This window comes from Sphingomonas sp., from assembly GCF_025362505.1.
Lineage (GTDB): Bacteria > Pseudomonadota > Alphaproteobacteria > Sphingomonadales > Sphingomonadaceae > Sphingomicrobium.
Genome location: NZ_JANYGG010000044.1, coordinates 31,293 through 57,786, shown reverse-complemented (window position 1 = coordinate 57,786; position 26,494 = coordinate 31,293). Strand labels below are relative to the sequence as shown.

The window sequence follows — 26,494 nt, the reverse complement described above, 5'->3', positions numbered from 1 at the left end:
AAGCCACCTTCGCCTTGAATGCCGGACTGTGGTTCCGGCGCGTTCGCTTCGTCATCATCTCTCCTGTTCGACAGCCATCCTGGCCACCTTCAGGCAGAAACTCCACTTAACGCACTGTCCAGATTTGCCGAGCCACCTCTTACGTCACCATCAAACAGTTTGGGGACGCGGAAGAGCGAGAGCAAGATGCCTGGGCTCAATTGAGGGGCCTGGAGAGCTGGAGCGGACCGCTTGGCTCAGCCGGGCGAGTCCACTTCAGTACAGCACTCCAAGCGGCACGACTGCAGCTTTGGGAGACAAGCGTCGACGCGACGATTGCCTTTCAGAGAGCAAAAGCGCTGGGGTTGGGTGATTTTGCTCCCAGACAAATGCTGGAGGGCTACGCGTTGCCGCACGCAGTTTGCTTACCCATCAACACGCCACGCTCTGAGGCTCTCAAGGTCTTGAGGGGTAACAGCGGGCTTGGGGGCCAACCCAAGTAACGATGCAGGGAAGTGCAGGGATGTCTGCTTCCCACCAATTGCAGACATTCCGGCACCGTGGCGCGCAGCTCGGCGTGACGGGTCCGGGGATCCCCAGAATCCCCCGGCGCCCTTCCGTCAAAAATTGCGATTGTTCGGCGGCGATCTCGGGTAAGCGGCGGCGATGGCTGAGGTGCGCAATATCGTGATCCTGACCGGGGCGGGGATTTCGGCCGAGAGCGGGCTGGCGACGTTTCGCGCCGAGGATGGCTTGTGGGAAGGACACCGGGTCGAGGAGGTTGCGACGCCCGCGGGGTTCGCGGCCGATCCGGGGCTGGTCCATGCTTTCTAAGACGCGCGGCGGGCGCGGTTGGGCGAGGTGGTGCCCAATGCGGCGCATGAGGCGCTGGCGCGGTTGGATGCGACATGGCCGGGGGAGCTGCTGATCGTCACGCAGAATGTCGATGATCTGCACGAGCGGGCTGGGGCGAAGAGGCTGGTGCATATGCATGGTAAGTTGCTGCGCGGCTGGTGTCTGGCCTGCGACGGGCGGTTCGGGTGGGCCGCGCCGATGGGGGAGGAGGCGGTGTGTCCCGCCTGCGATGCAGCGGGCGCGGTCCGGCCGGACATCGTCTGGTTCGGGGAGATGCCTTACGAGATGGAGCGGATCGAGACGGCGCTGCGGTCGTGCGACCTGTTCGTGTCGATCGGCACGTCGGGGGCGGTCTATCCCGCCGCGGGCTATGTCCAGACCGCCAAATATTGCGGGGCGCGAACGGTCGAGATCAACCTTGCGCCGAGCCTTGGGAGCGTGATGTTCGACGAGGTGCGGATCGGGCGCGCGGGGGTCGAGGTGCCGCGGTTGGTGGGGGAGCTACTCGCTCCACTCTAGCCCGATGTCCTTGTAGAGGCTGCGGTCCTCGTCCCACTTGGGGTTGACCTTGACGTGGAGGAAGAGGTGGACCTTGCGGCCGAGGTGGTCGGCGATCGCCTCGCGCGCGGTCTGGCCGATCTTCTTGAGTTGCGCGCCGCCCTTGCCGACGACGATCGCCTTCTGGCTGTCGCGCTCGACCAGGATCTGCTGGTGGATGACGGTCGATCCGTCGCGGCGGTCCTCCCATTTCTCGGTCTCGACCGCGCTGGCGTAGGGGAGCTCGGCATGAAGCTGGAGGTAGAGCTGCTCGCGGGTAATCTCGGCCGCGACCATGCGGTCGGTCGCGTCGGAGAGCTGGTCGGCGGGGAACTGCCACGGGCCCGCGGGCATGGCCGAAGCGAGGTAGGCTTTGAGGTCGGCCACGCCGTCGCCGGTGCTCGCGGAGATCATGAACACCGCTTCGGGGTTGAGGCGGAGCGAGAGCGACTGGGCGAGGACGAGGAGGTCGTCCTTTTTCGCGATGTCGGCCTTGTTGAGGACGAGGATCAGCGGTTCGGGGCGGCCCTCGATCCCGGCGAGAATGGTCTCGACGCGCGCGCCGACCTTGGCCGCGGCGTCGACCACGAGCAGGGTGCGGTCGGCGGATTCGGCGCCTTCCCACGCGGCGGCGACCATCGCCCGGTCGAGCCGGCGGTGGGGTTCGAAGATGCCCGGGGTGTCGACGAGGATCAGCTGGGCGTCATCGGCGATGGCGATGCCCATCAGCCGGGCGCGGGTGGTCTGCGCCTTGGGGCTGACGATCGCGACCTTCTCGCCGACGAGCGCGTTGACGAGGGTCGACTTGCCGGCGTTGGGCGCGCCGAGGACGGCAACGAGGCCGCAGCGTTGGGTGGGGTGAGTCATTGCGGGAGGCGGTAGGATCATGCGCGCGGCGGGACAAGGTTGCTCGTCATTGCGAGCGGAGCGAAGAAATCCAGCTTTCGGGTGGCGAGACGTGGGTTGCTTCGTCGCCTGCGGCTCCTCGCAACGACGGTCAGCGGGGCTTGGCCAGCTTCTCCAGCAGCGCTGCCGCCGCCGCAGTTTCGGCTTCCTGCTTGCTGGTGCCCTCGGCCTCGGCCTCGCCACCGCGCGCGACGGTGACGCGCACACGAAAGGTCGGGGCGTGGTGCGCGCCGGAGCGGGTCATGAGCTCATAGGCCGGGGTACCGAGGCCGCGCGCGGCGGCGATTTCCTGCAAGCCCGACTTGGGGTGAACCGGGGCGCCCTGCTGGCCGTCGAGGTACGGCGCCCAATGCTGGCGGACGAAGGCGGTCGCGGCATCGATCCCCTGGTCGAGGTAGAGCGCGCCGAGCAGCGCCTCGACGACGTCGCCGATGACATTGTCGCTCATGTTGGCGCGGTCGTCGCGGGCCTGCTTGCCAAGCCGGATGTGGGCGGGCAGGCCGAGGGTGCGGCCGACCTCGCCGCACGTCTCGCGCGCCACGAGGACATTGTAGCGGCGCGATAATTTCCCCTCGGGCTCTGCCGGGAAGCGCTCGTACAGCCAGCGCGCGATGGCGAGTCCGAGGACCCGGTCGCCGAGGAATTCCAGCCGTTCATAGGTTTCGCCGCCACCGCTGCCCATGCTGGCCGCCGACGTGCTGGCCGCCGACGCGCTGCCCCCCGACGCGCTGCCCCCCGACATGCTCCCGTGTGTCATGGCGCGGGTGAAGAGTGCCGGGTCGTGCGGCGGCTGGCCCAGCACGGTGACGAGAAACGCGGCGAGATCGGCCATCAGTAGGCGGTGCCCAAGCGGCTGGCGCGCAACGCGGTGAACCAGGTCCACGGCTTGAGATATTCGGCGCGACCGTCGGTCGACCAGAAGGCATAGCCAGCGCGGCCGACGAGATGGTCGAGGGGCACGAAGCCGACCCCGCCCTCGGCGACGGTGAAGCGGCTGTCTTCGCTGTCGTCGCGGTTGTCGCCCATCATGAACACCGTGCCGGCGGGGACTTTGACCGGGCCGAAATGGTCGGCGAGCGGCGAGTCGAGCTGGTCGAGCACGGTATAGGTCTTGCCGCCGGGGAGCGTCTCGCGAAACGCCGGGTAAAGGCAGGACTGGCCGCCGCCTGGCGCCTGGCCGAAGCGCGGCTGGACCCTGCCGACGGTGCGGCACGGGCTGTTGGGGGTGACCGGCATGGCATAGTCGCCGAGCCTGACCTTGGGGACCGCGGTGCCGTTGAGGATGAGGGTGCCGTTGCGGACCTCGATCGTGTCGCCGGGGAGGCCGATGACGCGCTTGACGTAGTCGACCTTCTCCTCGCCGGGCGGCTTGAACACTGCGATGTCGCCGCGCGCCGGATAATGGGCGAGGACACGGCCGTCGAAGGAGGGGACGTTCCACGGAAAGCTGAAGCGCGAATAGCCGTAGGGCCATTTCGAGACGAACAGATAATCGCCGATCGCCATCGTCGGGAGCATCGAGCCCGAGGGGATGGAAAACGGCGCGACAATCAGGCTGCGCAGGATCCACGCGAAAAGGGCGAGTTTCAGCAGGAAGCCGAGAGTCGAGCCCTGCTTGTGCGAGGCGGACCGACGAAGCTGGGTGCGGGAGCGCGATGTCATGCGACGCACCTTGCGGTGAAGCCGGCGAAGGTCAAGTCGGGGTGGCAATCGCGGTCCGGCGTCACTAGGTGACAGGGCATGACCAAAGACCCGTGGGCCGCGATCGACGGCCATTCGCCCAAGCGCCTGACTGAGTTGTTCGCGGAGAATTCGGAGCGGCTGGCAACGATGTCGCTGGCGCTGGGCGGGATGTATTTCGACTGGTCGAAGACCCATCTCGACGAGCGATTGGTCGCGGCGTTCGAGGCGCTGGCCGAGGCGCAAGGGTTTGCGGCGAAGCGCGAGGCGCTGTTCACCGGCGCGGTTGTCAATACGAGCGAAGGGCGCGCCGCGACCCATGTCGCCGAACGCGGGTCGGGATCGGCCGAGCATAATGACCTCGCCGCCGCCGGGCACTTGAGGATGCGCGCGCTGGTCGACGCGATCGAGGCCGAGGCGTTCGGCGATGTCACCGGCGTGCTGCATATCGGCATCGGCGGGTCGGCGCTGGGGCCCGATCTGGTGATCGATGCGCTCGGCCATGACGGAACGCGCTATGACGTGCGGGTCCTGTCGAACATCGACGGGCAGGCGTTCGAGGATGCGGTGTCAGGGCTCGATCCGGCAACCACATTGGTTGCCGTGGTGTCGAAGACGTTCACCACGACCGAGACGCTGACCAACCTCAATGCGGCGCTGGCGTGGCTCGAGGATCATGGCGTCGGGGATGCGTTCGGGCGGGTGATCGCGATCACCGCGGCGCCCGAGGCGGCGATCGAGTATGGCATCGACAGCACGCGGATCCTGCCATTCGGCGAAACCGTCGGGGGGCGCTATTCGCTGTGGTCGACGGTCGGATTTTCGGTCGCGCTGGCGCTCGGCTGGCCGGCATTCGAGGAATTGCTCGAGGGCGCGGCGGAGATCGACCGGCATTTCCGGTTTAGCGAGGGGCAGGCCAATGCACCGCTGATGGCGGCGTTCGCGGATCTGACCGCGACGCAGGTGCTGGGGTGCGCGACGCGGGCGGTATTCGCCTATGACGAGCGGCTGCGGTTGCTGCCGTCCTACTTGCAGCAGCTCGAGATGGAGTCGAACGGAAAGTCAGTCGGCACCGAGGGTGCGCCGGTCGGACGAAAAACCGCTCCGGTTACATGGGGTGGGGTCGGGACCGATGCGCAGCACGCGGTGTTCCAGCTGCTCCATCAGGGGACCGGGGTCGTACCGGTCGAGTTTGTCGCGGTGATCGAGCAGGAAGACGGACAGGACGACACGCATCACCGGCAATTGCTGCTCAATGCCTTCGCGCAAGGGGCGGCGCTGATGACCGGGCGCGAAAGTGACGACGGCGCAAAGGCTTATCCGGGGAACCGGCCGTCATCGGCGATCCTGCTCGACCGGCTCGATCCCAGGACCCTGGGCGCGCTGCTGGCGTTCTACGAGCATCGGACGTTCGCCAATGCGGTGCTGCTCGGGATTAATCCGTTCGACCAGTTCGGGGTCGAACTGGGCAAGCAGATGGCGCGCGCGATCGATGATCCCGCGACACGCAAGCGGTTCGATCCGTCGACCCGCGCACTGATCGAAAGGGCCGGACTGTGAGTGAAGTCGCGAGCGATTATGACTATGACCTGTTCGTCATTGGCGCCGGATCGGGCGGGGTGCGCGCGTCGCGGATCGCGGCGGGGCATGGCGCGAGGGTGGCGGTCGCCGAGGAATATCGGGTCGGCGGGACCTGCGTCATCCGTGGCTGCGTGCCGAAAAAATTACTGGTCTATGGCGCGCACTTTGCCGAGGATTTGAACGACGCGGCAATGTTCGGCTGGGACGTGCCGGTCAAACGGTTCGACTGGCCGGTGCTGCGCGACCATGTGCAGGCCGAGGTCAAACGGCTCGAGGGGCTGTACGGCCAGACGCTGGCGAGCAACAAGGTCGAGACGTTCCTTGAGCGGGCGACGATCGTCGGGCCGAACCTGGTGCGGCTGGCTTCGGGGCGGACGGTGAGCGCGGCCAAGATATTGATCGCGACCGGGGCGCGGCCGTTTCTTCCGGACGTCGAGGGCATCGAGCATGCGATTACGTCCAACGAGGTGTTTCACCTCGAGCGGCTGCCGAAGCGGATCGTGATCGTCGGCGGCGGCTACATCGCCAATGAGTTTGCGGGGATTTTCCACCAGTTCGGTTCGCACGTGACGCTGGTCAATCGTTCGGACACGATCCTGCGCGGCTATGACGAGTCGATGCGCGACCGGCTGCTGCAGATCTCGTTGGCCAAGGGCATCGACTTCAAGTTCAATGCGAGCTTCAGCAGGATCGACAAGCGCGAGGACGGCATGCTGCACCTCGCGTTGGACGGGTGCGACGACCTCGAGGCCGACGCGGTGCTGTTCGCGGTCGGGCGCAAGCCGAATGTCGAGGGGCTGGGGCTAGAGGAGGCCGGGGTCGATCTCGGCACCCGCGGCGAGGTCAAGGTCGACAAGGCCAACCGGACCAACGTCCCGAGCATCTTCGCGGTCGGCGACGTGACCGACCGGATCCAGCTGACCCCGGTCGCGATCCGCGAGGGTCAGGCATTCGCCGATACGCAATTCGGGTCGGGCGGAGTGGTCGAGGTCGATTACGACTGCGTGCCCCATGCGGTGTTCAGCCATCCGCCGATCGCCAGCGTCGGGCTGACCGAAAGCGATGCCCGCAACCGATATGGTACGGTCAAGGTCTACACATCGGACTTCCGCGCGATGAAGAACGTGATGGCGGGGCGCAACGAGCGATCGCTCTACAAGCTGGTCGTCGACGAGGCATCCGAGCGGGTGATCGGCATCCACATGATCGGGCCCGATTCGCCGGAAATCCTCCAGGCGGCGGCGATCGCTGTCAAGGCCGGGTTGAAGAAGGCCGACTTCGACGCGACGGTGGCGCTGCACCCAACGATGTCGGAGGAATTGGTGCTGATGCACTAGGCGATTGTGTGCCTGGTGCGGGGAGGGAGTATGTGTTGCACGACGCGGTGATCTTCGGCGCGGGGCACATTGCGGCGCGGGCGGTGCTTCCTGACCGGGGCTGGTGGCAACGGCGGTCGGCTTAGCCAAAAATAACCAAACCGGCACAAAAAGCTTGACAGCGTCACGCTCATCTGGCACAACCTAGGAACAGTGACGAATTGCGAGTTGGGGCGGGCGGCCCCGATTCGCCAGGGCTTTCGGATCGACCTGATGTTGCGCTTCCTGGTGGCGGGGCGCGGCGGCGGGCGGTGCGGAGGCCTTTTTGCGTTGCTGGGCGGGGATCGTCCGCGCGTCGGCAGCTGCTGCCGGTGACGCGGACGGTCCCCGCTACCTTGCGTGGGGGAGATGATGACGATGGCGGGACGGAAATCGCTGGTGCTGGTGGCGGGCGACAAGGTCCACAAGCGCGAGGCGCAGCGGGGCGGCTGGAGCAGCGCGAAGGAGGCCAGGTTTTTGGAAGCGCTGAGCGCGACGTGCAACGTGACGCTGGCGGCGAAGCGGGCGCGGGTCGGCAATTCGACGGTCTATCGCCGACGCGCGACCGATGCGGTGTTCCGCGCGGCGTGGGGGCAGGCGGTAGCGCAGGGTTATGCCCGGCTGGAGGTCGAGGTACTGGAGCGCGCGCTCAACGGGAAGATGCGGACGATCGTCCACAAGGACGGGCGCGAGGAACAGTCGGTCGAGTATGACGACCGGATCGCGCTGACGCTGCTGAGGATGCACCGCGACACCGCGCGCGAACCCGAACGGATCGAAGCGGCCGAAGCGGCGATCAGCCCGGCAGAGGCGCTGGAGGTGCGCGACCGGTTGCTGATGAAGTTGAAGCGGGTGCGAGTTCAGTTGCTCGGACCCGAGAAGGCCGAGGAAGATGGCTGGTCGGCGATCGGGGCGGAATCGGTCGATCTGAGCGGTATGCCGGGGATCGACGGGGAAACGGGCGAATGAGGCCGATCGACAATATTCGCCTGGCGGTCGAGGCCTTGGCACGGGGGGATCTGGTAATGGCATTCAGGATGATCATGCGCCTGTCACCGCACGACCAGTTGCAGTTCGATGCGCTGTTCGAGGCGTGGGCGAGCAACGGGCAGAGGGTACCGGGCGAGAATGGCTGGCGGACGTGGCTGATGATCGCCGGGCGCGGGTTCGGCAAGACCCGCGCCGGGGCCGAATGGGTGTTCCGGCTGGGGCTGGCCAAGCGCTGCCGGATCGCGCTGGTCGGGGCGACGATCGACGAGGCGCGGCGGATCATGGTCGAAGGGACGAGCGGGATTCTGGCGGTCGCGACCAATGCGGGGGTGACGCTCAAGTGGGAGCCGAGCCAGCGTAAATTGACGTGGCCCAACGGGAGCTCGGCGACGCTGTTTTCGGGCGAGGACGGCGATGGCCTGCGCGGGCCGGAGCATGATTTCGCATGGTGCGACGAGCTGGCCAAATGGCATGACCCGGAAGGGACGTGGGACAATTTGCAGATGGGGCTGCGGCGTGGGTCGCGACCGCGGGCGCTGGTGACGACGACGCCCAAGCCGATGCCGCTGCTGACCCGGCTGCGGGCCGATCCGCGGACGGTCGAGAGCGGCGGGCGGAGCGACGAGAATGTGTCGCTGCCGGGGCGGTTCCTGGCGGTGATGAAGGCGACCTATGGCGGCACGCGGCTCGGGCGGCAGGAACTGAACGGGGAGCTGCTCGACGAGGCCGAAGGATCGCTGTGGCCGCGGGCAATGATCGAGCGCTGCCGGGTGAAGATCGGGCGGCTGCCGGTGATGGAGCGGATCGTGGTCGGGGTCGATCCGCCGGCTGGCGCGGGGGCGGGGAGCGATGCGTGCGGCATCGTCGTCGCCGGGCGCGCGGGGGATAATTTCTATGTGCTGGCCGACGCCACCATCCAGGGGGCGAGCCCCGAGAAATGGGCGGCGGCGGTGAGGGCCGCGACCGCGACGTGGCGCGCCGACCGGATTGTCGCCGAGGCCAATAACGGCGGGGCGATGGTCGCGTCGGTGCTGCGCGCGGCGGGGGTCGAGCCAGGAATGGTCAAGCTGGTCCATGCGTCGAAGGGCAAGGTGGCGCGGGCCGAACCGATTGCGGTGCGATTCGAGGCTGGCGCGGCATGGTTCGCGGGGGCTTTTCCGGCGCTGGAGGACGAGCTTTCGGGGCTGCAGATGGGCGGCGGATACGAGGGGCCGACGCGTTCGCCCGACCGGGCCGATGCGATGGTGTGGGCGATGACCGAACTGGCGGGAAGCCGGGGGAGCGGGCCGCGGGTCTGGCGGGTTTAGCGGTTCTCGAGAAGGCGCGCGTAGTGCCCTCACCCTCCCACGCCGGCGGCGCGGGTCCCTCCCTCTCCCGCAAGGGGAGAGGGGCTAAGGAAAGGATCTTATGATGTGGTTTTCGAGGAAGTCGGCCGCTGCGCCGACGGCCGGTTTTGGCGTGCCCGAGTGGCTTCGGGCGAATGCTTCCGACGCAACGCCTCGGTCCTACGAGGCGATGGTGCGCGAGGTGTTCGAGATCAACCCGGTCGGCCAGCGGTCGGTGCGGCTGGTGTCGTCGAGCGTCGGGGCGTTGCCGGTTTATTCGGTGACGAAGAATATTGCCGCGGAAAAGCTGGTGATGGCCGACGGGGTGCTCGAGACGATCGCGGCCGGGCTGCTGCTCAATGGCAATGCCTATGTCCAGATGATCCCCGACGATGCCGGGCAACCGGAGGAATTGGTGGTGTTGCGGCCGGACCGCGTGACGGTCGACTTCGATCGTCGCGGACAACCGGTCGGGTTCGTTTATCGAAGCCAGAACGGGGGGGCGTCGATCCCCTTGATCGATGCGCTCGGGCGGCGGCAGGTGGCGCATATCCGGGCATATAACCCGCTCGACGATCATTATGGTCTGGGCTGCCTGGGAGCGGCTATCGCGCCCGCCGCGGTGCATAATCGCGCGGCGAAATGGAACAAGTCGCTGCTCGACAATGCGGCGCGGCCATCGGGGGCGATGATCTATGATCCGGGTGACGGATCGGTGTTGTCGGCCGACCAGTTCGCGCGGTTGAAGGGCGAACTGGAGACGCTGTTTTCAGGCGCCGAGGCGGCCGGGCGGCCGATGGTGCTCGATGGCGGGCTCAAATGGCAAGCGATGAGCATGACTCCGGCGGACATGGATTTCGTCGCGCTGAAGGAGGGGGCGGCGCGCGATATCGCGCTGGCGTTCGGGGTGCCGCCGGTGCTGGTCGGGTTGCCCGGCGACGCAACCTATTCGAATGCGCGCGAGGCCGGGCGGGCTTTGACGAGACAGACGGTGCTGCCGATGGCGCGGCGGATCCTGGGCGGGCTCGAGGTGATGCTCGACCACTGGTTCGAGGCGGATGCGAGCGTCGGACTGACGGTCGATGTCGACGTGCTGAGCGAGCTTGCCGAGGACCGGGTGCGACTGTGGGACGCGGTGTCGAAGGCCGATTTCCTGACACGCGAGGAGAAGCGCGCGATGCTCGGCTATGAGACGGGGACGGCGGCGTGAGGGGAGCAAGCGAAATGAACGAGGAAGCCATATTGGCTCGTTTGATGGCGCAGGCCGAGGCGCGCGGTGGCGAGCTGGTGACGCTGCGCGCGCTGGTCGAGGAGGCGAGCGAGGCGGGGGCGACGCGGGCGCTGGGCGCGCTTGGGCTCGATGATCCACGGGCGCGGCGCGACATGGATGAATTGCGCGAGCTGTTGTCGGCGTGGCGCGATGCCAAGCGGTCGGCGTGGCGGGCGGTGGTGTCGTGGTTCGTGCGGGTGGCGCTGGCGTTGTTGCTGATCGGGCTGGCGGTGCGGTTCCGGCTTGCGGCGGGGCTGTTGGCGTGAGGTTCGCGGGCTATGCGGCGGTGTTCAACCGGGTGGATGGCGGAGGAGATGTCATCCGCAAGGGGGCGTTTGCGGCGAGTTTGGCGACGAAGCGCGCGATTCCGCTGTTGTGGCAGCATAAGGCCGGGGCGGTGATCGGGCGGGTTACGCGGGTCGAGGAGGACACGCGCGGACTGCGGGTGATCGGCGAGCTTGGCGGCGATGCCGATGCACTGCGGGCGGCTGGCTTGGTCGCGAGCGGGGCGCTCGACGGGTTGAGTTTCGGCTATCGGGTCGGGCGATCGGCCCGGGCCAATGGGGTTCGCGAGTTGCACGAGCTGGAGCTGGTCGAGGTGAGCCTGGTGGCGAGCCCGATGCAGAAGCTGGCGCGGGTTCATGCGGTCGAGCGGTAGGGATTTCTGCCGACCGGGATGATGGTTTCAAATTTTTCAACAAACGGACCTGGGGGCGTGGTGCTTTCGGGAAGGGGAGGGTGTGCAGATGGACAGGATCGAAGTGAAGGCGGATGCGCTCGAGGATAGTTTCGAGGCGATCGAAGCTCGGGATGACGGGATCGCGGCGCTGAATGCGGAGCTGGCGCTGCTCAAGAAGAAGATCGCCGACGGGTCGATCGCGGCCAAACGGCCGGCGCTCGACGGGGTCAAGTCGGGCGAGGTGAGTGCGTTCGTGGCGCAATATCTGCGCAAGGGGATCGAGAGCGGGGTCGAGCTGAAGGCGCTCGGGTCGTCGGCCGATGCGATCGGCGGCTATGCCGTGCCGCGCGAGATCGACCAGGCGATCGGCGAAACGCTGGTAGCGATCTCGCCGATCCGCGCGATCGCCAACGTGGTCAAGGTCGGCACGGCGAATTATCGCAAGCTGGTCGCGACCGGCGGCACGCCGTCGGGCTGGGTCGGGTTCGAAGCGGCTCGGCCCGAGACGGGCACGCCGACGTTCACCGAAATCGTGCCGGCGTCGGGCGATCTCTATGCCAATCCGGCGGCGTCGCAGCAGATGCTCGACGATGCGATGTTCGATGTCGAGAAGTGGCTGGCGCAGGAAATCGCGACCGAATTCGCGCGCGCCGAGGGGGTGGCGTTCATCAAGGGGACCGGCAGTTCGCAGCCGCTCGGTTTCCTGTCGTCGCCCAGTGCGACAACGCTCGACGGGGTGCGGGCGATGGGAACGCTGCAGTTCATCGGGACGGGGACCGCGGCGGCATTCCCGGCGAGCAATCCGCAGGACAAGCTGATCGACCTGGTGCAGTCCCTGCGCCAGCCGTATCGGCAGGGAGCGGTGTTCGTGATGAACTCGACCACAGCGAGCGTCATTCGCAAGTTCAAGACGACCGATGGCGCGTTCATCTGGTCACCGGGTCTGGTCGCGGGGGCGCCTTCAAGCCTGCTCGGCTATCCGGTGATCGAGGCCGAGGATATGCCGGATATCGCGGCCAATTCGCTGTCGATCGCGTTCGGCAATTTCAAGCAGGGCTATACGATTGCCGAGCGCGCGGCGACGTCGATCCTGCGCGATCCCTATACGCACAAGCCCTATGTGCATTTCTATGCGACCAAGCGGATCGGCGGGCAGGTGACGAATTCGGAAAGCATCAAGCTGCTGAAGTTCGCGTAGTTGTTTCGAAGAACTGTGCCAGCCCGCACCCCCGCCCGGCCAACCCACACGATACACTGAATGGGTTGGCCGGGCGGGGGCACGGGTTGGCACAAACTATCCCCGACCGGGGCTGTGCGCGGGAACGTGCGCGGCCCCTTTTTTTCGACTTTATTTCAGGAGTGCGGCCATGCCGACGTCCTTTACGCCAAGGTTTGTCGACCTTGTGCGCTGCACTTGCTCGACCGTGGGAACGGGTAACCTGGCGCTTGGCGCCGCGGTTTCCGGGTTTGCCAGTTTCGCGGCGTCCCTGAGCGTGGGCGATCGCTTCTATTATACGGTCGCGGGGGTCGACAAGCCGGCCGAGACCGAGGTCGGGCGCGGCACGATTGCCGCGGACGGATCGATTGTGCGCGAGTCGATTTCGGGCACGCTGACCAATTTCACGACGGGTGTGAAGACGGTGTCGCTGGTCGCCGGGGCCGAGTGGTTTCGCAAAGCCAATGCCGGGGCGATCGATACGACGACGCTGGCGACGCGCGACCAGAGCAATCTGGGCGCAGCGGTCAATGAGCTGGCGAAGCTGACGCCGCTGTTCAGCGAATTGGCGACGACGCGGATCCCGGTCGCGGTGCGGCGGATCTTCACAGCCGGGCGGACGGCGGTCGGGCTGGCGCCGGGGGCCTATGTCCGCGATCCGGACCAGGGCACGCTGACGAGCATCGGGCAGGAATATGTCACCGCGCTGCCGGTGGCCGAGCAGGCGGCGGGAGCGGCGGCGGTGGCGGCGATCCTCGACCGTGTCCGGGCGCGCGACGCCGACGGGCAATATTGGGTGATCGACGACGACGGCTGCCAGGTTCACGCCGGGCATTTCGGAGCGATCGCCGACGGCTATTATAATGAAGCGACCGGTGTGATGACCGGGACCGACAACGCCCCGGCAATCCAGGCGATGATCGACTGGCGGGTCTATCTGCGGCGCTATACGGCGGGGGCCGCGCGGGACTGCCGCTTGCCGGCGGGGATGCTGCGGATCGGGCAGATGATCGAGCTCAGCTACGCCGACACGTTCAGCAAGGTCGTGCTGCGCGGTGCGGGCATCGCGTTTCCGATCGGGCTCGGCGGGACGACATTGATGTGCGATTTCGACGACCGGCCGGGGATCGCGATCGAGGGCGGGCGCTACAGCGGGGTCGAGGATCTGTCGTTGCTGTCGGCGGGGCGTGCGTGGACGATGAACAAGCAGCTCGGCACCTATGTCAACGGCGCGCGAGCGGTGTTCGGGATCGATGACCGCGACATCACGCGGTGGCACGATCCGGCAAGGCCGGCGCGCAATGCGCTGCTGCGTTACAATCCCAACTGCGCGGTGGCGGTCGATCCCTATTGCGGTCCGCAGCCGACGGCGGTCGGCGTGTGGGCGGCGAATGCGGCGGTCCCCAAGGGCCAATATGTCACGGTCGCGGGGAATTTGCTGACCTGCCGCATCGCCGGGACCAGCGGGACGAGCGCGCCGATCTCCAGCGACCAGCGCGACATGATCGCCGACGGGTCGGTGATGTGGGGCTATTGCGGCCCGGCGGGGCAGGCGATCGCCTATCCGGTGCAGACCCCGCCGGCGTTCCTGCCGACGGCGGCGCGGATCGGCTATGGCCGCACCCATCCGTCGAGCGCGCCGATCCTGCGCAATGTCGGGATCATCGGGTTTTCGGTCGGCGTGGCCTGCCAGCCGTCGGACTGGGACGCCAATGGCGATTTCCTGCGCACCGAGGATTGCTTCGCGTTGCATACGACGGTGCCGGTGACGATCGGCAACACGCAGGCACGCAACCTGTCGATGGAACGGTTCGATGCCGCCAATTTCCATACCTTGCTGGCAGGGATGATGCACGGCCGGCAGAATGGCCGGGTCGAAGGCCGGTGGACGCTGTGTTCGACGGCCGAAGGCATCCAGCTGTTCGAGTTGCAGAACCAGGCTGCCCGGGGGTCGCTGGTGTTCGACACGATGTACGGCGAGGCGCTGTATCGCATCGGCACGCTGGGCACGTCGGGTGCGTCGGGCGCGATCATCCAGTTCAATGGCGGGAACTTGAGCTTCGATGGCCAGTCCGCCGTGGCCGGAGGGCGCGGGGTCGCGCATTATCTCATCGGCGGAGTGGCGATCGGGCCGTTCGGGGGAGCCGGCGCGCCGCCCACTGCGCCGATCCTGCTCGACGGGTGCGATCTCGGCAATTTCGTTAACGTCGCTTCGATCCAGAACCTCGGGCTCGACGTGCGCAATTGCGGGTTCACCGCGCAGGACGGGTATGACGTGGACGGGACGATGAGCGCGGCGCGGGCGCGGGCGATCAACACGCTCGCCGGGGGGCTGGTCACGCCGGCCTTCACGTTGCCGGCGACGGGCGGGGCGATCCGTTATCCGGCGCGCAACGAGACGGTGCTTGGCGAGTATCGGGCAAGCTCGACAGCGCCGCGCAACCGCCAGACATCGCGCGATTACCCGGCATCGATCTATACGGCATCACTGAGCCCGACGGCCGGGGACGGCGCCGAAACGATCGACAATCCGCGCGCGATCTGGGCGAGTGGCAAGGCCGGCCTCAACTGCGTGCTGAGCGGGCTTGGCCTGACGTTTTCGGTGGTGACCAATGCCGCCGGCTTGGTGCTGACCGGGATACGGCCCGGGGCGGTGATCTATGACACCGACAGCGGTCATGTGTTCATGATCGAAGCCGTGACGGGCGGTAGCCCGTATGCCGTTACCGCGAGACTGCAGAACGGGTATCGCACGCGGGCCGACGGGAGCATCGAGCTCGATAGTCCCTACCGCGCGGCGAGCGGGTCGATGTTCGTCGCGATCGGGGGCGTGTTCACGCCGTCGTCGCCGCTGTTCGCCGACCTTTCCGCCGGGAGCGCCACGCTGACCCGGGTCGACCGCGGCGACGGCTGGTCGGGATTCCTTAGCGCGGGAGTGCCCGTGGCAGTCGGCGACCTGCTTTATGCCGACCAGTATCGCGACGCCGACCATCTGCCGATGGGCGTTAAAGTGGCGGCGATCGCGCCGGGCAATTTCCCGAGTGCGAGCATCACCCTGTCAGGCCAGGCGGCCGCGACGGTCGTGCGGCGGCGGTTGCCGCTGTGGATGCGCGCGTCGTGAGTATCGGGCGAAGCACCGTGAGCGGCGAGGCGGTGGCGGGCAGCGGCGAGGGGTCGCAGGTGCTGCGCAAACCACCGTCGAAGCGGACGGTGTTCGCGCTGGCCGACCGAACCACGGTGCCCGAGCCGCGCTGAGCGGCGACCTAAATCAAGTGAAAGGAACATCGGATGACGCTGCTGCTGAAGGATCCGGCGGCGCTGCTCGACTATGCGGTCGATTGGGGCGCTGATTATCTGAACGAGGACGAGATCGTGACCAGCACGTGGAGCGTCGAGCCCGACGAACCCGGCGGGCTGGCGGTGATATCGAGCGAATTCGGGCTGCTCGGTACGAGCGTGAAGGTCGGCGGGGGCGTGGTCGGACGGTTGTACCGGCTGGCCAACCATGTGCGGTTCGTGACGCAGCGCGAGGATACGCGGTCGATCCTGCTGCGCGTGGAGGACCGGTGATGAGCGTCGCGGCGGGGGCGTTGCCGGCGGTGACGATGGCCGAGGCGCAGGCATATGTGCGGATCGAGACTGGCGAGGAGGAGGCGATTGTCGCCGGGCTGATCCGGACAGCGAGCGCGCTGTGCGAGGCATTCATCGGCCAGGTGGTGGTGGCGCGCGAAGTGGTCGAGGTGCTCAGCGCGGGCGCGGCGTGGCAGCGGCTCGGCGCGACGCCGGTGCGGGCGATCGGAGCGGTTGAGATGGTCGCGGTCGACGGGTCGGCGGTGGTGCTGACCTCGGGCGATTACGCGGTCGATATCGATGCACACGGCGGCGGCTGGGTCCGGTTGACGGGGGCCGGGTCGGGGCGCGTGCGGGTGACCGCGACGGCCGGGCTGGCGAGCGATCGCAATGGGGTGCCCGAACCGCTGCGGCAGGGAATCGTCCGGCTGGTCGGGCATTTGTTCGCGCAGCGCGACGGGTCGGGCGGGGAGCCGCCGGCCGCGGTGACAGCGCTGTGGCGGCCGTATCGCCGGATGCGGATGTCGTGACCGAATTCGCGGGAACGCTGCGCGAGCGGGTGACGATTTTGGCGCCGACCGAGGCGCGGACGTCGATCGGGGTGCAGCAGTTCGGCTGGCACAAGGTGGCCGACTGCCTAGCATCGATCGCGCCCGAGGGCGCGGGGGCGGAGGCGCAGGGCATGGCGCTGAGCGCAATGCCGCGGTTCGTCGTGACGATCCGGAAACGCGACGGGATCGCGATCGACATGCGGGTGCGGTGGGGGACGCGGGAGATGGCGATCCGCCAACTGATCGGCGACCCGCGCAGCCCCGACCGGATTGTCATGCGATGCGAGGAGGTGAGGTCATGATGCTGGACCCGTTGATCGAGCGTGGAATGGCGCTGATCGAGAAGCGCGTGGAGGAGCGGCTGGCAGAGGCCGAGGCAATCCTCAACGAGGTGTCTGTGTTGATGAAAATTACGCGCGACGCGCGGGGGATCGTGGCGAGCGGGCCTGACCTGATGCGCGTCATGCTCGAGGATTCGCAGCTGCGCCTTCGGGGGCGAATCCAGTGAGCGCGGGGGCGGCGCTGCAGGCGGCGGTGGCGGGGCGGCTGGCAGCGCTGGGGCTGCTCGACGGAGTTTATGACGGTCCGCCGGCGCGAGCCGGGTTTCCTTATGTGGCGCTCGATGCGGCAAGCGAGAGCGACTGGGGGCACAAGTCGGGCGCGGGGCGCGAAGTCGGGTTGGCAGTGACCTTGTGGGACACGCGGGCCGACGGGTTGGCGGCGCTGGGCGACGCGGTCGAGGGGTGCGTAGTCGGCACTCGCGACGTCGCGGGGTGGCAGCTGGTTTCGGTGCAATTGCTGCGGCGGCGAGTGGTGCGCGATGTCGCGGGGCCGTGGGCGGTGGCGATCGATTTTAGGGCGCGATTGCTGGCGGCCTGATTTTTTCAAACGGGGAGAACGAACATGGCGGCGGAACGGGGGAGCGCGTTTTTGCTCAAGATCGGCAGCGGCGGGGCGAGCCCGACGTTTGCGACGGTGGCGGGGCTGAAGACGACCAATTTGGCGATCAACGGCGACCTGGTCGCGGTGACGAGCAAGGACAGCGGCGGGTGGCGCGAGCTGCTGTCGGGCGCGGGGGTGCGGTCGGTGTCGGTTGCAGCGAGCGGGATTTTCACGGGGAGCGCGGCGGAGGTGCAGGTGCGGGGCCTCGCGCTGTCGGGGGTGATCCAGACTTATGAATTGAGCTTCGAGAGCGGCGAGCGGATGCGCGGGAGCTTCGTCGTCAACAAGCTCGATTATTCGGGCGATTACAATGGCGAGCGGGCGTACACGATGGCGCTCGAAAGCTCGGGGCCGGTGGTTTCGCTGTGAGTGGCGCCAACCCTTATCGGGGGGAGGCGAGCCTGGTGGTCGGCGGCGAGACGGTCGTGTTGCGGCCAAGTTTCTCGGCACTGGTGGCGGCGGAAGAGGAGCTGGGGTCGCTGTTCGCGCTGGTCGAACGGGCGAGCGAGGGGCGGCTGGGCTTGAGCGAGATGGTGGCGCTGTTCGACCATGTGTCGAAGGGCCGCCCGACGGGGGTCACGCGAGCGGCGATCGGCGAGGCGGTAGTCGAGATGGGGCTGGCAAAGGTGACGCCGGTGCTGCGGCTGCTGCTTGGGCAGATCCTGCAGGGGCGGGGGTGAGCCTGTCCTTCGGCGCGCCTGAATTCGGCGCGGGCGCGGCGCGGCTGGCGGGAGCGGCGGCGGTGTTGCTCGGGTGGCGGCCGGGGGAGTTCTGGGATGCAACTCCGGCCGAGATGGCGGCTGCCCTGGGTGGGGTAACCGAGGCTGGCGGGGAGCCGGCGGACCGCGCGACGCTGGGCGAATTGCTAGCGCGATTTCCGGATGATGACGGGGAACAATGATGAGCGATTTCGTCGACCAGATGGTGGTCAGCGTGCGCGCCGACACGACCGCGTTCGCGCGCGACGTGGCGGCGATGCGCGGGGAATTGGAGGGGCCGCTGGCGTCGGGCGCGGGGCGCGCGGGGCTGACCATCGAGCGCGCGCTCGGCAAGGCGGTGATGTCGGGGAAATTCGGGTTCGACGATCTGAAGAAGGTCGCGCTGACCGCGCTCGGCGAGATCGCCAATGCGTCGATGCGCAATGCATTCGGAAGCTCGGGCGGCGGCGGGGCGGTCGGCGGTATCGGGGCAATCGTGGCGAGTGCGCTGGGGTCGGTGTTCGGCTTGCCGGGGCGGGCGACGGGCGGGCCGGTGAGTGCGGGGCGGGCTTATATGGTCGGTGAGCGCGGGCCCGAGATGTTCGTGCCGTCGGGGGCTGGGCGGATCGAGCCGGCGGGTGGCGGAGGCGGCGGGCGCGATGTGCGGGTGGCGATTTCGATCGTCACGCCAAGCCCCGGCGATCCGGGGGTGCTGCGGCAATCGTCGCGGCAAGTGGCCCGGGCGGTGCGGTCGGCGCTGGCGGACGGGCGATGAATCTGTGGTTCACGCGGGGCGATGCGCCGCTCGATCGCGATTGGGTGAAGCGGTTCGATCCGCTGGGCTGGACGGTCGATTTTCCGGGCGGGGCGAGCGCCAGCGTCGTGACGGGAGGTGACGGGCATTCGCTGAACGTCGAAGCGTCGTTCGTGCGCCAGGGTGATCTGGTCGGGCTGATCTTCGAGAGCCGCGATCGGCGGGCGCACGCGGCGCACGCGCGTGAGACGAGCGAGGATTATTCGGGGTGCGTGCTGCGCTTTCGCTGGCAGGCGGAGGGGCTGATCGGGCTCGATGGCGCGAATGGCGCGACGCTGACGATCGAGGGGCGCGACGCGTCGGGGGCGGAGCGCGCCTGGTATGTGCGGCTGTGGAATTATGCGGTCGGGACGGCGGGGGATGCCGTGATCAAGCTCGATTTCGACGCGCTCGATGCGGGCTATACGATGCCCGGCGAGCGGATTTTTGTGCGCAGCATTTCGCGAATGTTCATCAGCCTGGTGCCGCCTGACTATGCGGCCGGATCGAGCGCGATGCGGGTCGCGGCGGGGCGGGTGCGGGTTTCGGAGATCGCCTGTGACGGGCCGGGCAGCGTGGTCGCGATCAACGATTGCGTGGCGCCGGAATTGCCGGTCGGGATCTGCACGGCTTACGACGATTGCTATGATCTGAGCCCTGAGCGGATTGTCGCGGCGGCGGAGAAGCTCGGCTACCGCGGGACGATCAATCATTACATCGGGATGAGTCATTATTCGACGCTGACGGGGGCGGGCGGAGTCGATGCGAGCGCCGGGGTGAATGCGGCGGCGCTGGCGTGGCATCGCGATCTGGCGCGGGCGGCGAAGGCGCATGGCTATGCGCTGATCTGGTCGTTGTCGTTCGAATTGCCCGAGAGCCGCTGTCCCGATGCGTGGGCGCAGCGGACGAGCGACGGGGCGAAGGGGCTGACGGCTTACGATCCGCCGTCGGTGTTGCTGTCGCCGGCGAATGCGGGCGCGATGGGCTATCTGCAGCGGATCGCGGCGCAACTCGTGGGGCTGTCGGTCGAGGCAGGGTTGGTGCCTCGGGTGCAGGTCGGCGAGCCGTGGTGGTGGGTGACGGCGGATCACCGGATCTGTCTGTATGACGATGCGGCGCGGGCTGTTCTAGGGGCGGCGCTCGGCGGGTCGCCGGTGGTGATCGGGGATATACGCGGGAGCAAGAGCGCGGGCGAACGGGCGCTGCTCGATGCGGCGGGGGTGTTGCTGTCGAGCGCGACGGCGGGAATCTTCGCGGCGGCGCGGGCGGTGAGCGCGGCGGTGGTGACGCATCTGCTGGTTTATCTGCCGGGGCCGCTCGATCCGGCATCGCCCGAAGTTCGGCGGGCGAATTTGCCGGTGGGGTGGGCCTTGCCGGCGGCAGATGTGCTCCAGCTCGAGGATTATGAGTGGGTTACCGACGGCGCTGACCAGCGGCGGCGGGGGGCTTATGCGGCGGTCGAGGCGCGGCTTGGGTACGGGCCCGACAAGCAGCAGTATTTGAGCGGGTTCGCGGCGGCGGGGACGGCCCGCGCGGACTGGCGGGCGATCGTCGCGGCGGCGGACGAGGCGCGGGGGCGAGGAGTGCGCCAGGTGCTGATCTGGGCACTGCCGCAAATCATGCGCGATGGGCTGACCTTGTTCGGGGGAGACGATGAGATGAATGCGTTCGACGAGGTCGATTTCCCGATTGCGATCGGGGTCGAGGCAAGCGTTGCGCCGGGTTTTTCGACCAATGTCGTGACATCGGCGAGCGGGCATGAGTTTCGCAATGCGAACTGGGCGAGCGCTCGGTTGCGGTTCGATGCCGGGCCGGGGGTGCGCGGAGATGGCGAACTGGAGGCGCTGATCGCTTTCTTTCGGGCGCGGCGGGGGAGCGCGGTCGGGTTCCGGTTTCGCGATCCTTACGATTGCAGTTCGAGCGGGATGACGGGGGTGGCGGGGGTTTCGGACCAACTGCTCGGGACTGGCGATGGCGCGCGGGTGCGGTTCGCGCTGGTCAAGCATTACGGCGGCGGCGAGGAGCGGCGGATCACGCGGCCGGTGGCTGGGTCGGTAGTGGTCGCGGTCGGCGGGGTCGCCCGAGCGACGGGGTGGACGGTCGAGGCGGGCGGCGAGCTGCTGTTCGACGTCGCGCCGGTGACCGGGGAGGCAGTGACGGCAGGGTATCTGTTCGACGTGCCGGTGCGGTTTGCGGAGGATCGGCTCGAGATCAACCGGGCGAGTTTCCTGGCGGGCGCGGCGCCGAGCGTGCCGCTGATCGAGGTGCGCGAGGCATGAGCCGGATCAGCGAGGGGCCGCTGACCAGCCTGGCGTTCTGCTGGCGGCTCGAGCGGAGGGATGGCGCGGGGTGCGCACTGACCAGTGTGGACCGGGCGGTCGAGCATGACGGGGTGCGGTACGAGGCGGCGCCGGGGATGATGCCGGCGGGGATCGTTCGCAAGGGTGGACTGGAGCCGGGGTCGGGCGAAGTCGCGGGAGCGGTGACGAGCGGGGCGCTGGGCGCGGTCGACCTGGCGGCGGGTCGCTGGGACGGGGCTGCGGTGACGCTGAGCGCAGTCGACTGGAGCGATCCGGCGGCTGACGCAATGATCCTGGCCGGGGGTGAGATCGGCGAGGTCGCGGTCGATGGCGAGACGTATTCGGCTGAGCTGCGCGGGGGCGCGGCAAAGCTCGATGCGCCTGTGTGTCCGGTGACGTCGCCGACGTGCCGGGCGAGCCTGGGGGATGAGCGGTGCCGGGTTGACATGGCCGGGCGGACAGTGCGGGCGGTGGTGGTGGCGTGCGACGGCGATCGGGTGACGATCGACAGGGCGGCGGAGGGGCGGGTTCTGTTCGGGCGGCTGCGCTGGTTGAGCGGGGCCAACACCGGGTTGAAGACCGTGATCTGGGGCTGTGAGGGGACGGACGTGCGGGTGCGCGAGCTGGCGCCGGGTGCGGTCGCGGTGGGTGATCGGGTCGAGCTGCGCGAGGGGTGCGACAAGATGATCGCAACCTGCTCCGCGCGCTTTTCGAACGTCGTCAATTTTCGCGGCGAGCCGCACGTTCCGGGTAATGACCTGCTGACGCGGTATCCGGGGGCATGAGCGTGGTTGCGGGCGCCGTCGCGGTAGACCGCGCGCGGGCTCTGGTGGGAACACGGTTCCGGCTGCAGGGGCGGTCGCGCGAACAGGGCATCGATTGCCTGGGATTAGTGCTCGCGGCGCATGGACTTCCGGCGGGAAGCGGGCGGCGGGATTATGCGCTGCGAGGCGTGACGCGGGGCGAGATCGAGGCGGGGCTGGTGCCATGGTTTCGGCGGATTGCGCGGACGCGGGTCGTGCCGGGCGATGTGCTGGTGCTGTGGGCGGGGCCGGGGGTGCTGCATCTTGGCGTGTCGAGCGGAGACGGGATGATCCACGCCGATGTCCGGCATGGCGTGGTCGAACGGCCGGGCGCGACGCCGTGGCCGGTGGTGGCGGTGTTTCGGCGTCGTACGCGAGGGATTTGAGCAATGGCGACATTGGTGCTGAGCGCGGTCGGGACCGCGCTGGGGGGACCTGTTGGCGGCGCGCTGGGCAGCCTGGTCGGGCAAGCGGTCGATCAGCAACTGTTCGGGAGCGGACCGCGAAGGGGGCCTCGGCTGGGCGACCTAACGATCCAGACGGCTTCGTACGGGACGATGATCCCGCGGATTTACGGGACGATGCGGGTCGCCGGGAGCCTGATATGGGCGACCGACCTCAAGGAAGGTGAGCAGGCGGTCAGCGGCGGCAAGGGCGGCAGCGACAGCCTGCGCTATAGCTATACGGCGAGTTTTGCAGTTGCGCTGTCGTCGCGGCGGACGGTGCGGATCGGGCGGATCTGGGCGGACGGGAAATTGCTGCGCGGCGCGGCGGGCGATCTGAAGGTCGCGGGGACGGTGCGGTTCCACGATGGTGGCGAGGGGCAGGCGGTCGATCCGCTGATCGCGGCGGTCGAAGGAGCGGGAGCGACGTCGGCGTTTCGCGGGCTGGCGCTGGCGGTGTTCGAGGATCTCGCGCTGGCCGAATATGGCAATCGCATCCCGTTGCTGACGTTCGAGGTGGTCGGCGACGAGGGCGCGGTCGAGGTCGGCGCGGTGATTGGCGATGCTAGCGGCGGAGTCATCGATAGCGGGGCGGTGGCGGCACTGAGCGGCTATGCGGCGCATGGCAGCGACCGCCGCGGGGCGGTGACGCCGATTGTGGAAATGTTTGGGCTTCGGCTGCGCGATGAAGGTGTTGTGGTCGGCGATCGGAGAGCGGTCTCGCGGACGGTGGCGGAAGCCGATCCGGGCAGTGCCGTCGCGGAGAAGGGCGCCGCGAAGATGGCGCGGTCGCGGCGGCCGCTGGGCGAGATGCCGGCGGGGCTTGGGCTCGGCTATTATGATCCGGCGCGCGATTACCAGTCGGGGCGGGCGGGCGCGGGCGAGGCGGGCGGGCGGACGCATCTGTCGGTCGATCTTGCCGCCGTGCTGACAGTGGACGCCGCGCGGGCGCTGGCCGAGGCGCGGTTGGCGCGCATGTGGGCCGAGCGCGAGCGGGCGGTGGTGCAGTTGCCGCCGGCATTCATTGATTTGCAGCCGGGAGACACGGTGCGCGGGGCGGGGCTGACGGGCGACTGGGATGTTGCGAGCGTGGAGGTGACGGCGCTGGTGGTGACGGCAGAACTGGTGCGGCGGTCGGGAGGGGCGGCAGCGCTTGCCGCCGATGGCGGGCGGGCTAGCGGGTCGGCCGACGTGGCGGCGAGCGCGACGCGGCTGGTGTTACTCGACCTGCCCGACCTTGGCACGGGCGAGGCGGGGCCGACCCTGATGATCGCGGCGTCGAGTGCGGGGGCGTGTCGACCGGTGGTGGTGAGGATCACCGCCAATGGGTCCGAGCGTGCGATGGTGACGATCAACCGCGCGGCGATCGTCGGGGCCGTGACGAGCGCGCTGGCGGTAGGAAGTACGGCGGTTCGAGACGATGTGTCGTCGGTTGTGGTGCAACTGGTGAATTGCGATGCCTGGCTGACCAGCTGCGATGATGATGCGCTGGCGATGGGGACGAACCTCGCCGCGCTGGGCGACGAGCTGATCCAGTTTGGGCAGGCCGACATGATCGGGGCGGGGCGGTTTCGGCTGTCTCGCCTGCTGCGCGGGCGGCGCGGGAGCGAATGGGCGATGGCGGGGCACGGTGTCGGCGAGATGTTCGTGCTGATCGAGGCTGACCGGCTGACGCCGGTGACGTTGCCGGGCGAGATGGTCGGGGCCGAGGTCGCGGCGCTGGCGCAAGGACTTGGCGATGGCGCGGCGGTCGCGGCGCGGCGAGTGGCGGGGGGGGAGGCGTTGCGGCCGCCGTCGCCGTGCGCGGTGAACGCGGTCGGGAACGCGGGCGGGCTGCGAATCGAGTGGGTGAGGCGGAGTCGGTTCGGCTGGGGCTGGAGCGACGGGGTCGACGCGCCGCTGGGCGAGGCGCTCGAGCACTATCAGGTGCGCATCGCGGCCGGTGCGGTCGAACGGGTGTGGGATAGCGACGCGCCGATGCTGGTGTTGGCCGCCAGTGAGCTTTCGCCGTTCGACGCGGGTGTGGTGAGCATTTCGGTCGTGCAAGTCGGCGACCGCGCGGTGTCGCGCGCTGCCGTGATTATCGTGACATTATAGGGAGCCTGAGATGACGACGAGCCGACTTTCATTGCCGCTGCTAATCGCCGGCCAGGCGCAGAAGGAAATCGCCCATAACGAGGCGCTCGTGCTGCTCGACGGGTGCGTTGCCGCCTGTGTCGAGCAACGCGCGCTGGCCAGTCCGCCGGCTAGCCCGGTGTCTGGCGCCTGCTACATTGTCGCGGCGGGGGCGAGCGGGGCGTGGGCCGGCAAGGCCGACCAGCTGGCGATCGCGACCTACGGCGGGTGGCGCTTCGTCGTCCCGCGCGAGGGATTGCGCGCGGTCGTGGCGAGCGAGGGGATCGAGGCGATCCACCGCGGGGCCGCTGGATGGGATTATGGCACCGTGCGAGCGACTGGCTTGATGGTCGACGGGACTGCGGTGGTCGGACCGCGGCGGCCGGCGATCAGCGACACGGTGGGCGGGTCGACCAACGATGCGCAAGCGCGCGCCACGATCAGCAGCATTTTATCGTCGCTTCGGGCGCATGGTCTGATCGCGCCATAAGAGTGACATTGAGCAGTCACTTAACAGCTAATCGAGGCTGAATTGATGTATTTGCGCAACAGGCTTTGCATATCGTTGACTTGCGCGGCACCGCGGCTCCCCATAAAGTGTTTATGCAGTTCACTCTTTGAACGCATCTGAAAAGGGGATTAACATGCGGAAGCTGGCCATCACGCTGGCGCTCGCTTCGACAGCCCTGGCAACCCCAGCGGTCGCTCGCGACCACTCGTGGTATGTCGGGGTCGAAGGCGGTGCCATGCTCGTCGAAGACACACACTTCGATTATACCAAGACGCGCGCGGGAGTTACCGTGCTCAACGTCGCCGACGGTATCGTCATCAATCACAAGACCGGCCTCGACGGCGATCTGATCGGCGGTTACGATTTCGGGTTCCTGCGCGCAGAAGCGGAAATCGGCTACAAACGGGCGGGACTGAAGGATGTCCGGACGTCGGCCGGTGTCACGAATCCGTCGGGCGACTTCAGAGCCAACGGTCATGCATCGGCGCTCTCGTCGATGGCCAACCTGTTGCTCGACTTCGGCGACGACAATGGCTGGAACGGCTATGTCGGCGGCGGCGCCGGTATTGCCCGCGTCAAGTATGACGTGTCGGTGCCGTCGCTGGGTTCGGGAGTCTCCGATCGCGACAGCCGCTTTGCGTGGCAGGCTATTGCCGGCGTGCGCAAGGCGATCAGCCCGAACATGGACATCGGCCTGAAGTATCGTTATTTCACCGTAAATAAGCTGCGGTTCAACGACACGGTCGTGACCGGCGTCGAGAATTATAACGGGCGCTTCCGGTCGCACTCGTTGTTGGCGAGCCTGATCTTCAACTTCGCGGCGCCCCCGCCCCCGCCCCCGCCGCCGCCGCCCCCGCCGCCGCCCCCCCCGCCGCCGCCTGCAACGCAGACGTGCCCGGACGGTTCGGTGATCCCGGCGGCGTCGGCTTGCCCGGCTCCGGCTCCGGTTCCGGTTGGTCCATTCATCGTGTTCTTTGATTGGGACAAGTCGGACATCACGCCGGAAGCAGCGGCGATCCTCGACAACGCCGCGGCTGCCTATGCGCAGACCGGTCGTGCCTCGGTCATGCTGGCCGGTCACGCCGACAAGTCGGGTTCGGACGCCTACAACGTTGCGCTGTCGCAGCGCCGTGCGGACGCCGTGAAGGCGTATCTCGCGGGCAAGGGTATCGCCGACGGTGCGATCACGACCCAGGCGTTCGGCGAGAGCCGTCCGCTGGTCGAGACCGCCGACGGTGTCCGCGAGCCGCAGAACCGCCGCGTAGAAATCACTTACGGTCCGGGTTCGGGCATGTAAGGGGAGTGAGGGTCGCTTCGGCGGCCCTCCCGTCCACGGACAGAAAAAAGGCCCCGGGGGAGCGATCCTTCGGGGCCTTTTTGCGTCTTGCAGAGATG

Annotated in this window: 28 protein-coding genes and 1 pseudogene; 26 read left to right on the top strand and 3 right to left on the bottom strand. The window is 67.9% G+C overall.

Features of this window, described 5'->3' with window-relative positions; translation table 11 throughout:
• Positions 1-645 precede the first annotated feature (645 nt).
• Positions 646-1,353, top strand: a pseudogene (locus tag Q0R27_RS03860) (NAD-dependent deacylase).
• Here Q0R27_RS03860 and era read toward each other — a convergent pair.
• The 3 genes from era to lepB all read right to left on the bottom strand — a co-directional run bounded on the left by era (position 1,336) and on the right by lepB (position 3,939).
• Positions 1,336-2,238: a GTPase Era gene (gene era / locus Q0R27_RS03855; protein ID WP_293941068.1), complete on the bottom strand. Its 903-nt coding sequence runs from the start codon at positions 2,236-2,238 to the stop codon at positions 1,336-1,338. The pseudogene Q0R27_RS03860 and the gene era sit on opposite strands and share 18 nt — an antisense overlap.
• Before the next feature lie 130 nt (positions 2,239-2,368).
• The gene (gene rnc / locus Q0R27_RS03850) at positions 2,369-3,109 is read right to left on the bottom strand and encodes a ribonuclease III (RefSeq protein WP_293941065.1); all 741 of its coding nucleotides are present in this window, start codon (positions 3,107-3,109) and stop codon (positions 2,369-2,371) included.
• Positions 3,109-3,939, bottom strand: a complete 831-nt coding sequence (gene lepB / locus Q0R27_RS03845; protein ID WP_293941063.1) for a signal peptidase I — start codon at positions 3,937-3,939, stop codon at positions 3,109-3,111. The genes rnc and lepB overlap by 1 nt, the downstream gene beginning before the upstream one ends.
• A gap of 78 nt (positions 3,940-4,017) precedes the next feature.
• On the opposite strand from lepB, the gene pgi reads away from it, so the two are divergent.
• The 25 genes from pgi to Q0R27_RS03720 all read left to right on the top strand — a co-directional run bounded on the left by pgi (position 4,018) and on the right by Q0R27_RS03720 (position 26,396).
• On the top strand, positions 4,018-5,517 hold the full coding sequence (gene pgi / locus Q0R27_RS03840) for a glucose-6-phosphate isomerase (protein ID WP_293941061.1): 1,500 nt from the start codon (positions 4,018-4,020) through the stop codon (positions 5,515-5,517).
• The gene (gene gorA, locus Q0R27_RS03835; RefSeq protein WP_293941059.1) at positions 5,514-6,875 is read left to right on the top strand and encodes a glutathione-disulfide reductase; all 1,362 of its coding nucleotides are present in this window, start codon (positions 5,514-5,516) and stop codon (positions 6,873-6,875) included. Before pgi ends, gorA begins: the two co-directional genes overlap by 4 nt.
• 390 nt (positions 6,876-7,265) lie before the next feature.
• Positions 7,266-7,862, top strand: a complete 597-nt coding sequence (locus tag Q0R27_RS03830) for a hypothetical protein (protein WP_293941057.1) — start codon at positions 7,266-7,268, stop codon at positions 7,860-7,862.
• On the top strand, positions 7,859-9,190 hold the full coding sequence (locus Q0R27_RS03825; RefSeq protein ID WP_293941054.1) for a terminase family protein: 1,332 nt from the start codon (positions 7,859-7,861) through the stop codon (positions 9,188-9,190). The genes Q0R27_RS03830 and Q0R27_RS03825 overlap by 4 nt, the downstream gene beginning before the upstream one ends.
• Positions 9,191-9,290: 100 nt before the next feature.
• Complete coding sequence (locus Q0R27_RS03820; protein ID WP_293941053.1) at positions 9,291-10,418, top strand: phage portal protein; 1,128 nt, start codon at positions 9,291-9,293, stop codon at positions 10,416-10,418.
• A 14-nt stretch (positions 10,419-10,432) separates the two neighbouring features.
• Complete coding sequence (locus Q0R27_RS03815; RefSeq protein WP_293941050.1) at positions 10,433-10,744, top strand: DUF6127 family protein; 312 nt, start codon at positions 10,433-10,435, stop codon at positions 10,742-10,744.
• Positions 10,741-11,136 (top strand): HK97 family phage prohead protease, encoded by a 396-nt coding sequence (locus Q0R27_RS03810; RefSeq protein WP_293941047.1) that lies wholly within the window; start codon positions 10,741-10,743, stop codon positions 11,134-11,136. Before Q0R27_RS03815 ends, Q0R27_RS03810 begins: the two co-directional genes overlap by 4 nt.
• Before the next feature lie 88 nt (positions 11,137-11,224).
• Positions 11,225-12,355 carry a phage major capsid protein gene (locus Q0R27_RS03805; protein ID WP_293941044.1) on the top strand — a complete coding sequence of 377 codons (1,131 nt, stop codon included), beginning with the start codon at positions 11,225-11,227 and terminating at the stop codon, positions 12,353-12,355.
• A 169-nt stretch (positions 12,356-12,524) separates the two neighbouring features.
• Positions 12,525-15,494, top strand: coding sequence for a hypothetical protein (locus Q0R27_RS03800; protein ID WP_293941042.1), 2,970 nt, complete (start codon positions 12,525-12,527; stop codon positions 15,492-15,494).
• Positions 15,491-15,628: a hypothetical protein gene (locus Q0R27_RS03795; RefSeq protein WP_293941041.1), complete on the top strand. Its 138-nt coding sequence runs from the start codon at positions 15,491-15,493 to the stop codon at positions 15,626-15,628. The genes Q0R27_RS03800 and Q0R27_RS03795 overlap by 4 nt, the downstream gene beginning before the upstream one ends.
• 33 nt (positions 15,629-15,661) lie before the next feature.
• Positions 15,662-15,943 (top strand): hypothetical protein, encoded by a 282-nt coding sequence (locus tag Q0R27_RS03790; protein ID WP_293941040.1) that lies wholly within the window; start codon positions 15,662-15,664, stop codon positions 15,941-15,943.
• On the top strand, positions 15,943-16,473 hold the full coding sequence (locus Q0R27_RS03785) for a hypothetical protein (RefSeq protein ID WP_293941038.1): 531 nt from the start codon (positions 15,943-15,945) through the stop codon (positions 16,471-16,473). Before Q0R27_RS03790 ends, Q0R27_RS03785 begins: the two co-directional genes overlap by 1 nt.
• Positions 16,470-16,796 (top strand): head-tail adaptor protein, encoded by a 327-nt coding sequence (locus Q0R27_RS03780; RefSeq protein WP_293941036.1) that lies wholly within the window; start codon positions 16,470-16,472, stop codon positions 16,794-16,796. The genes Q0R27_RS03785 and Q0R27_RS03780 overlap by 4 nt, the downstream gene beginning before the upstream one ends.
• Positions 16,793-17,002: a hypothetical protein gene (locus Q0R27_RS03775; RefSeq protein ID WP_293941035.1), complete on the top strand. Its 210-nt coding sequence runs from the start codon at positions 16,793-16,795 to the stop codon at positions 17,000-17,002. The genes Q0R27_RS03780 and Q0R27_RS03775 overlap by 4 nt, the downstream gene beginning before the upstream one ends.
• On the top strand, positions 16,999-17,373 hold the full coding sequence (locus Q0R27_RS03770; protein ID WP_293941033.1) for a DUF3168 domain-containing protein: 375 nt from the start codon (positions 16,999-17,001) through the stop codon (positions 17,371-17,373). The genes Q0R27_RS03775 and Q0R27_RS03770 overlap by 4 nt, the downstream gene beginning before the upstream one ends.
• A gap of 24 nt (positions 17,374-17,397) precedes the next feature.
• Positions 17,398-17,805: a phage major tail protein, TP901-1 family gene (locus Q0R27_RS03765; RefSeq protein ID WP_293941031.1), complete on the top strand. Its 408-nt coding sequence runs from the start codon at positions 17,398-17,400 to the stop codon at positions 17,803-17,805.
• Positions 17,802-18,116 carry a gene transfer agent family protein gene (locus Q0R27_RS03760; protein ID WP_293941028.1) on the top strand — a complete coding sequence of 105 codons (315 nt, stop codon included), beginning with the start codon at positions 17,802-17,804 and terminating at the stop codon, positions 18,114-18,116. The genes Q0R27_RS03765 and Q0R27_RS03760 overlap by 4 nt, the downstream gene beginning before the upstream one ends.
• Complete coding sequence (locus Q0R27_RS03755) at positions 18,113-18,337, top strand: phage tail assembly chaperone (RefSeq protein WP_293941026.1); 225 nt, start codon at positions 18,113-18,115, stop codon at positions 18,335-18,337. Before Q0R27_RS03760 ends, Q0R27_RS03755 begins: the two co-directional genes overlap by 4 nt.
• Entirely contained in the window at positions 18,337-18,909 is a 573-nt protein-coding gene (locus tag Q0R27_RS03750; protein ID WP_293941023.1) for a tail tape measure protein, read from the top strand. The genes Q0R27_RS03755 and Q0R27_RS03750 overlap by 1 nt, the downstream gene beginning before the upstream one ends.
• Positions 18,906-21,206, top strand: coding sequence for a DUF2460 domain-containing protein (locus Q0R27_RS03745; protein ID WP_293941022.1), 2,301 nt, complete (start codon positions 18,906-18,908; stop codon positions 21,204-21,206). Before Q0R27_RS03750 ends, Q0R27_RS03745 begins: the two co-directional genes overlap by 4 nt.
• On the top strand, positions 21,203-22,012 hold the full coding sequence (locus Q0R27_RS03740; RefSeq protein WP_293941019.1) for a DUF2163 domain-containing protein: 810 nt from the start codon (positions 21,203-21,205) through the stop codon (positions 22,010-22,012). Before Q0R27_RS03745 ends, Q0R27_RS03740 begins: the two co-directional genes overlap by 4 nt.
• A complete protein-coding gene (locus Q0R27_RS03735; RefSeq protein WP_293941016.1) occupies positions 22,009-22,416 on the top strand; it encodes a peptidoglycan endopeptidase in 408 nt (135 codons plus the stop codon). The genes Q0R27_RS03740 and Q0R27_RS03735 overlap by 4 nt, the downstream gene beginning before the upstream one ends.
• Positions 22,417-22,419: 3 nt before the next feature.
• On the top strand, positions 22,420-24,570 hold the full coding sequence (locus Q0R27_RS03730; RefSeq protein WP_293941014.1) for a phage tail protein: 2,151 nt from the start codon (positions 22,420-22,422) through the stop codon (positions 24,568-24,570).
• Between the two features lie 10 nt (positions 24,571-24,580).
• Positions 24,581-25,078 (top strand): DUF2793 domain-containing protein, encoded by a 498-nt coding sequence (locus tag Q0R27_RS03725; protein WP_293941011.1) that lies wholly within the window; start codon positions 24,581-24,583, stop codon positions 25,076-25,078.
• Positions 25,079-25,232: 154 nt separating this feature from the next.
• On the top strand, positions 25,233-26,396 hold the full coding sequence (locus Q0R27_RS03720) for an OmpA family protein (protein WP_293941008.1): 1,164 nt from the start codon (positions 25,233-25,235) through the stop codon (positions 26,394-26,396).
• Positions 26,397-26,494 lie beyond the last annotated feature (98 nt).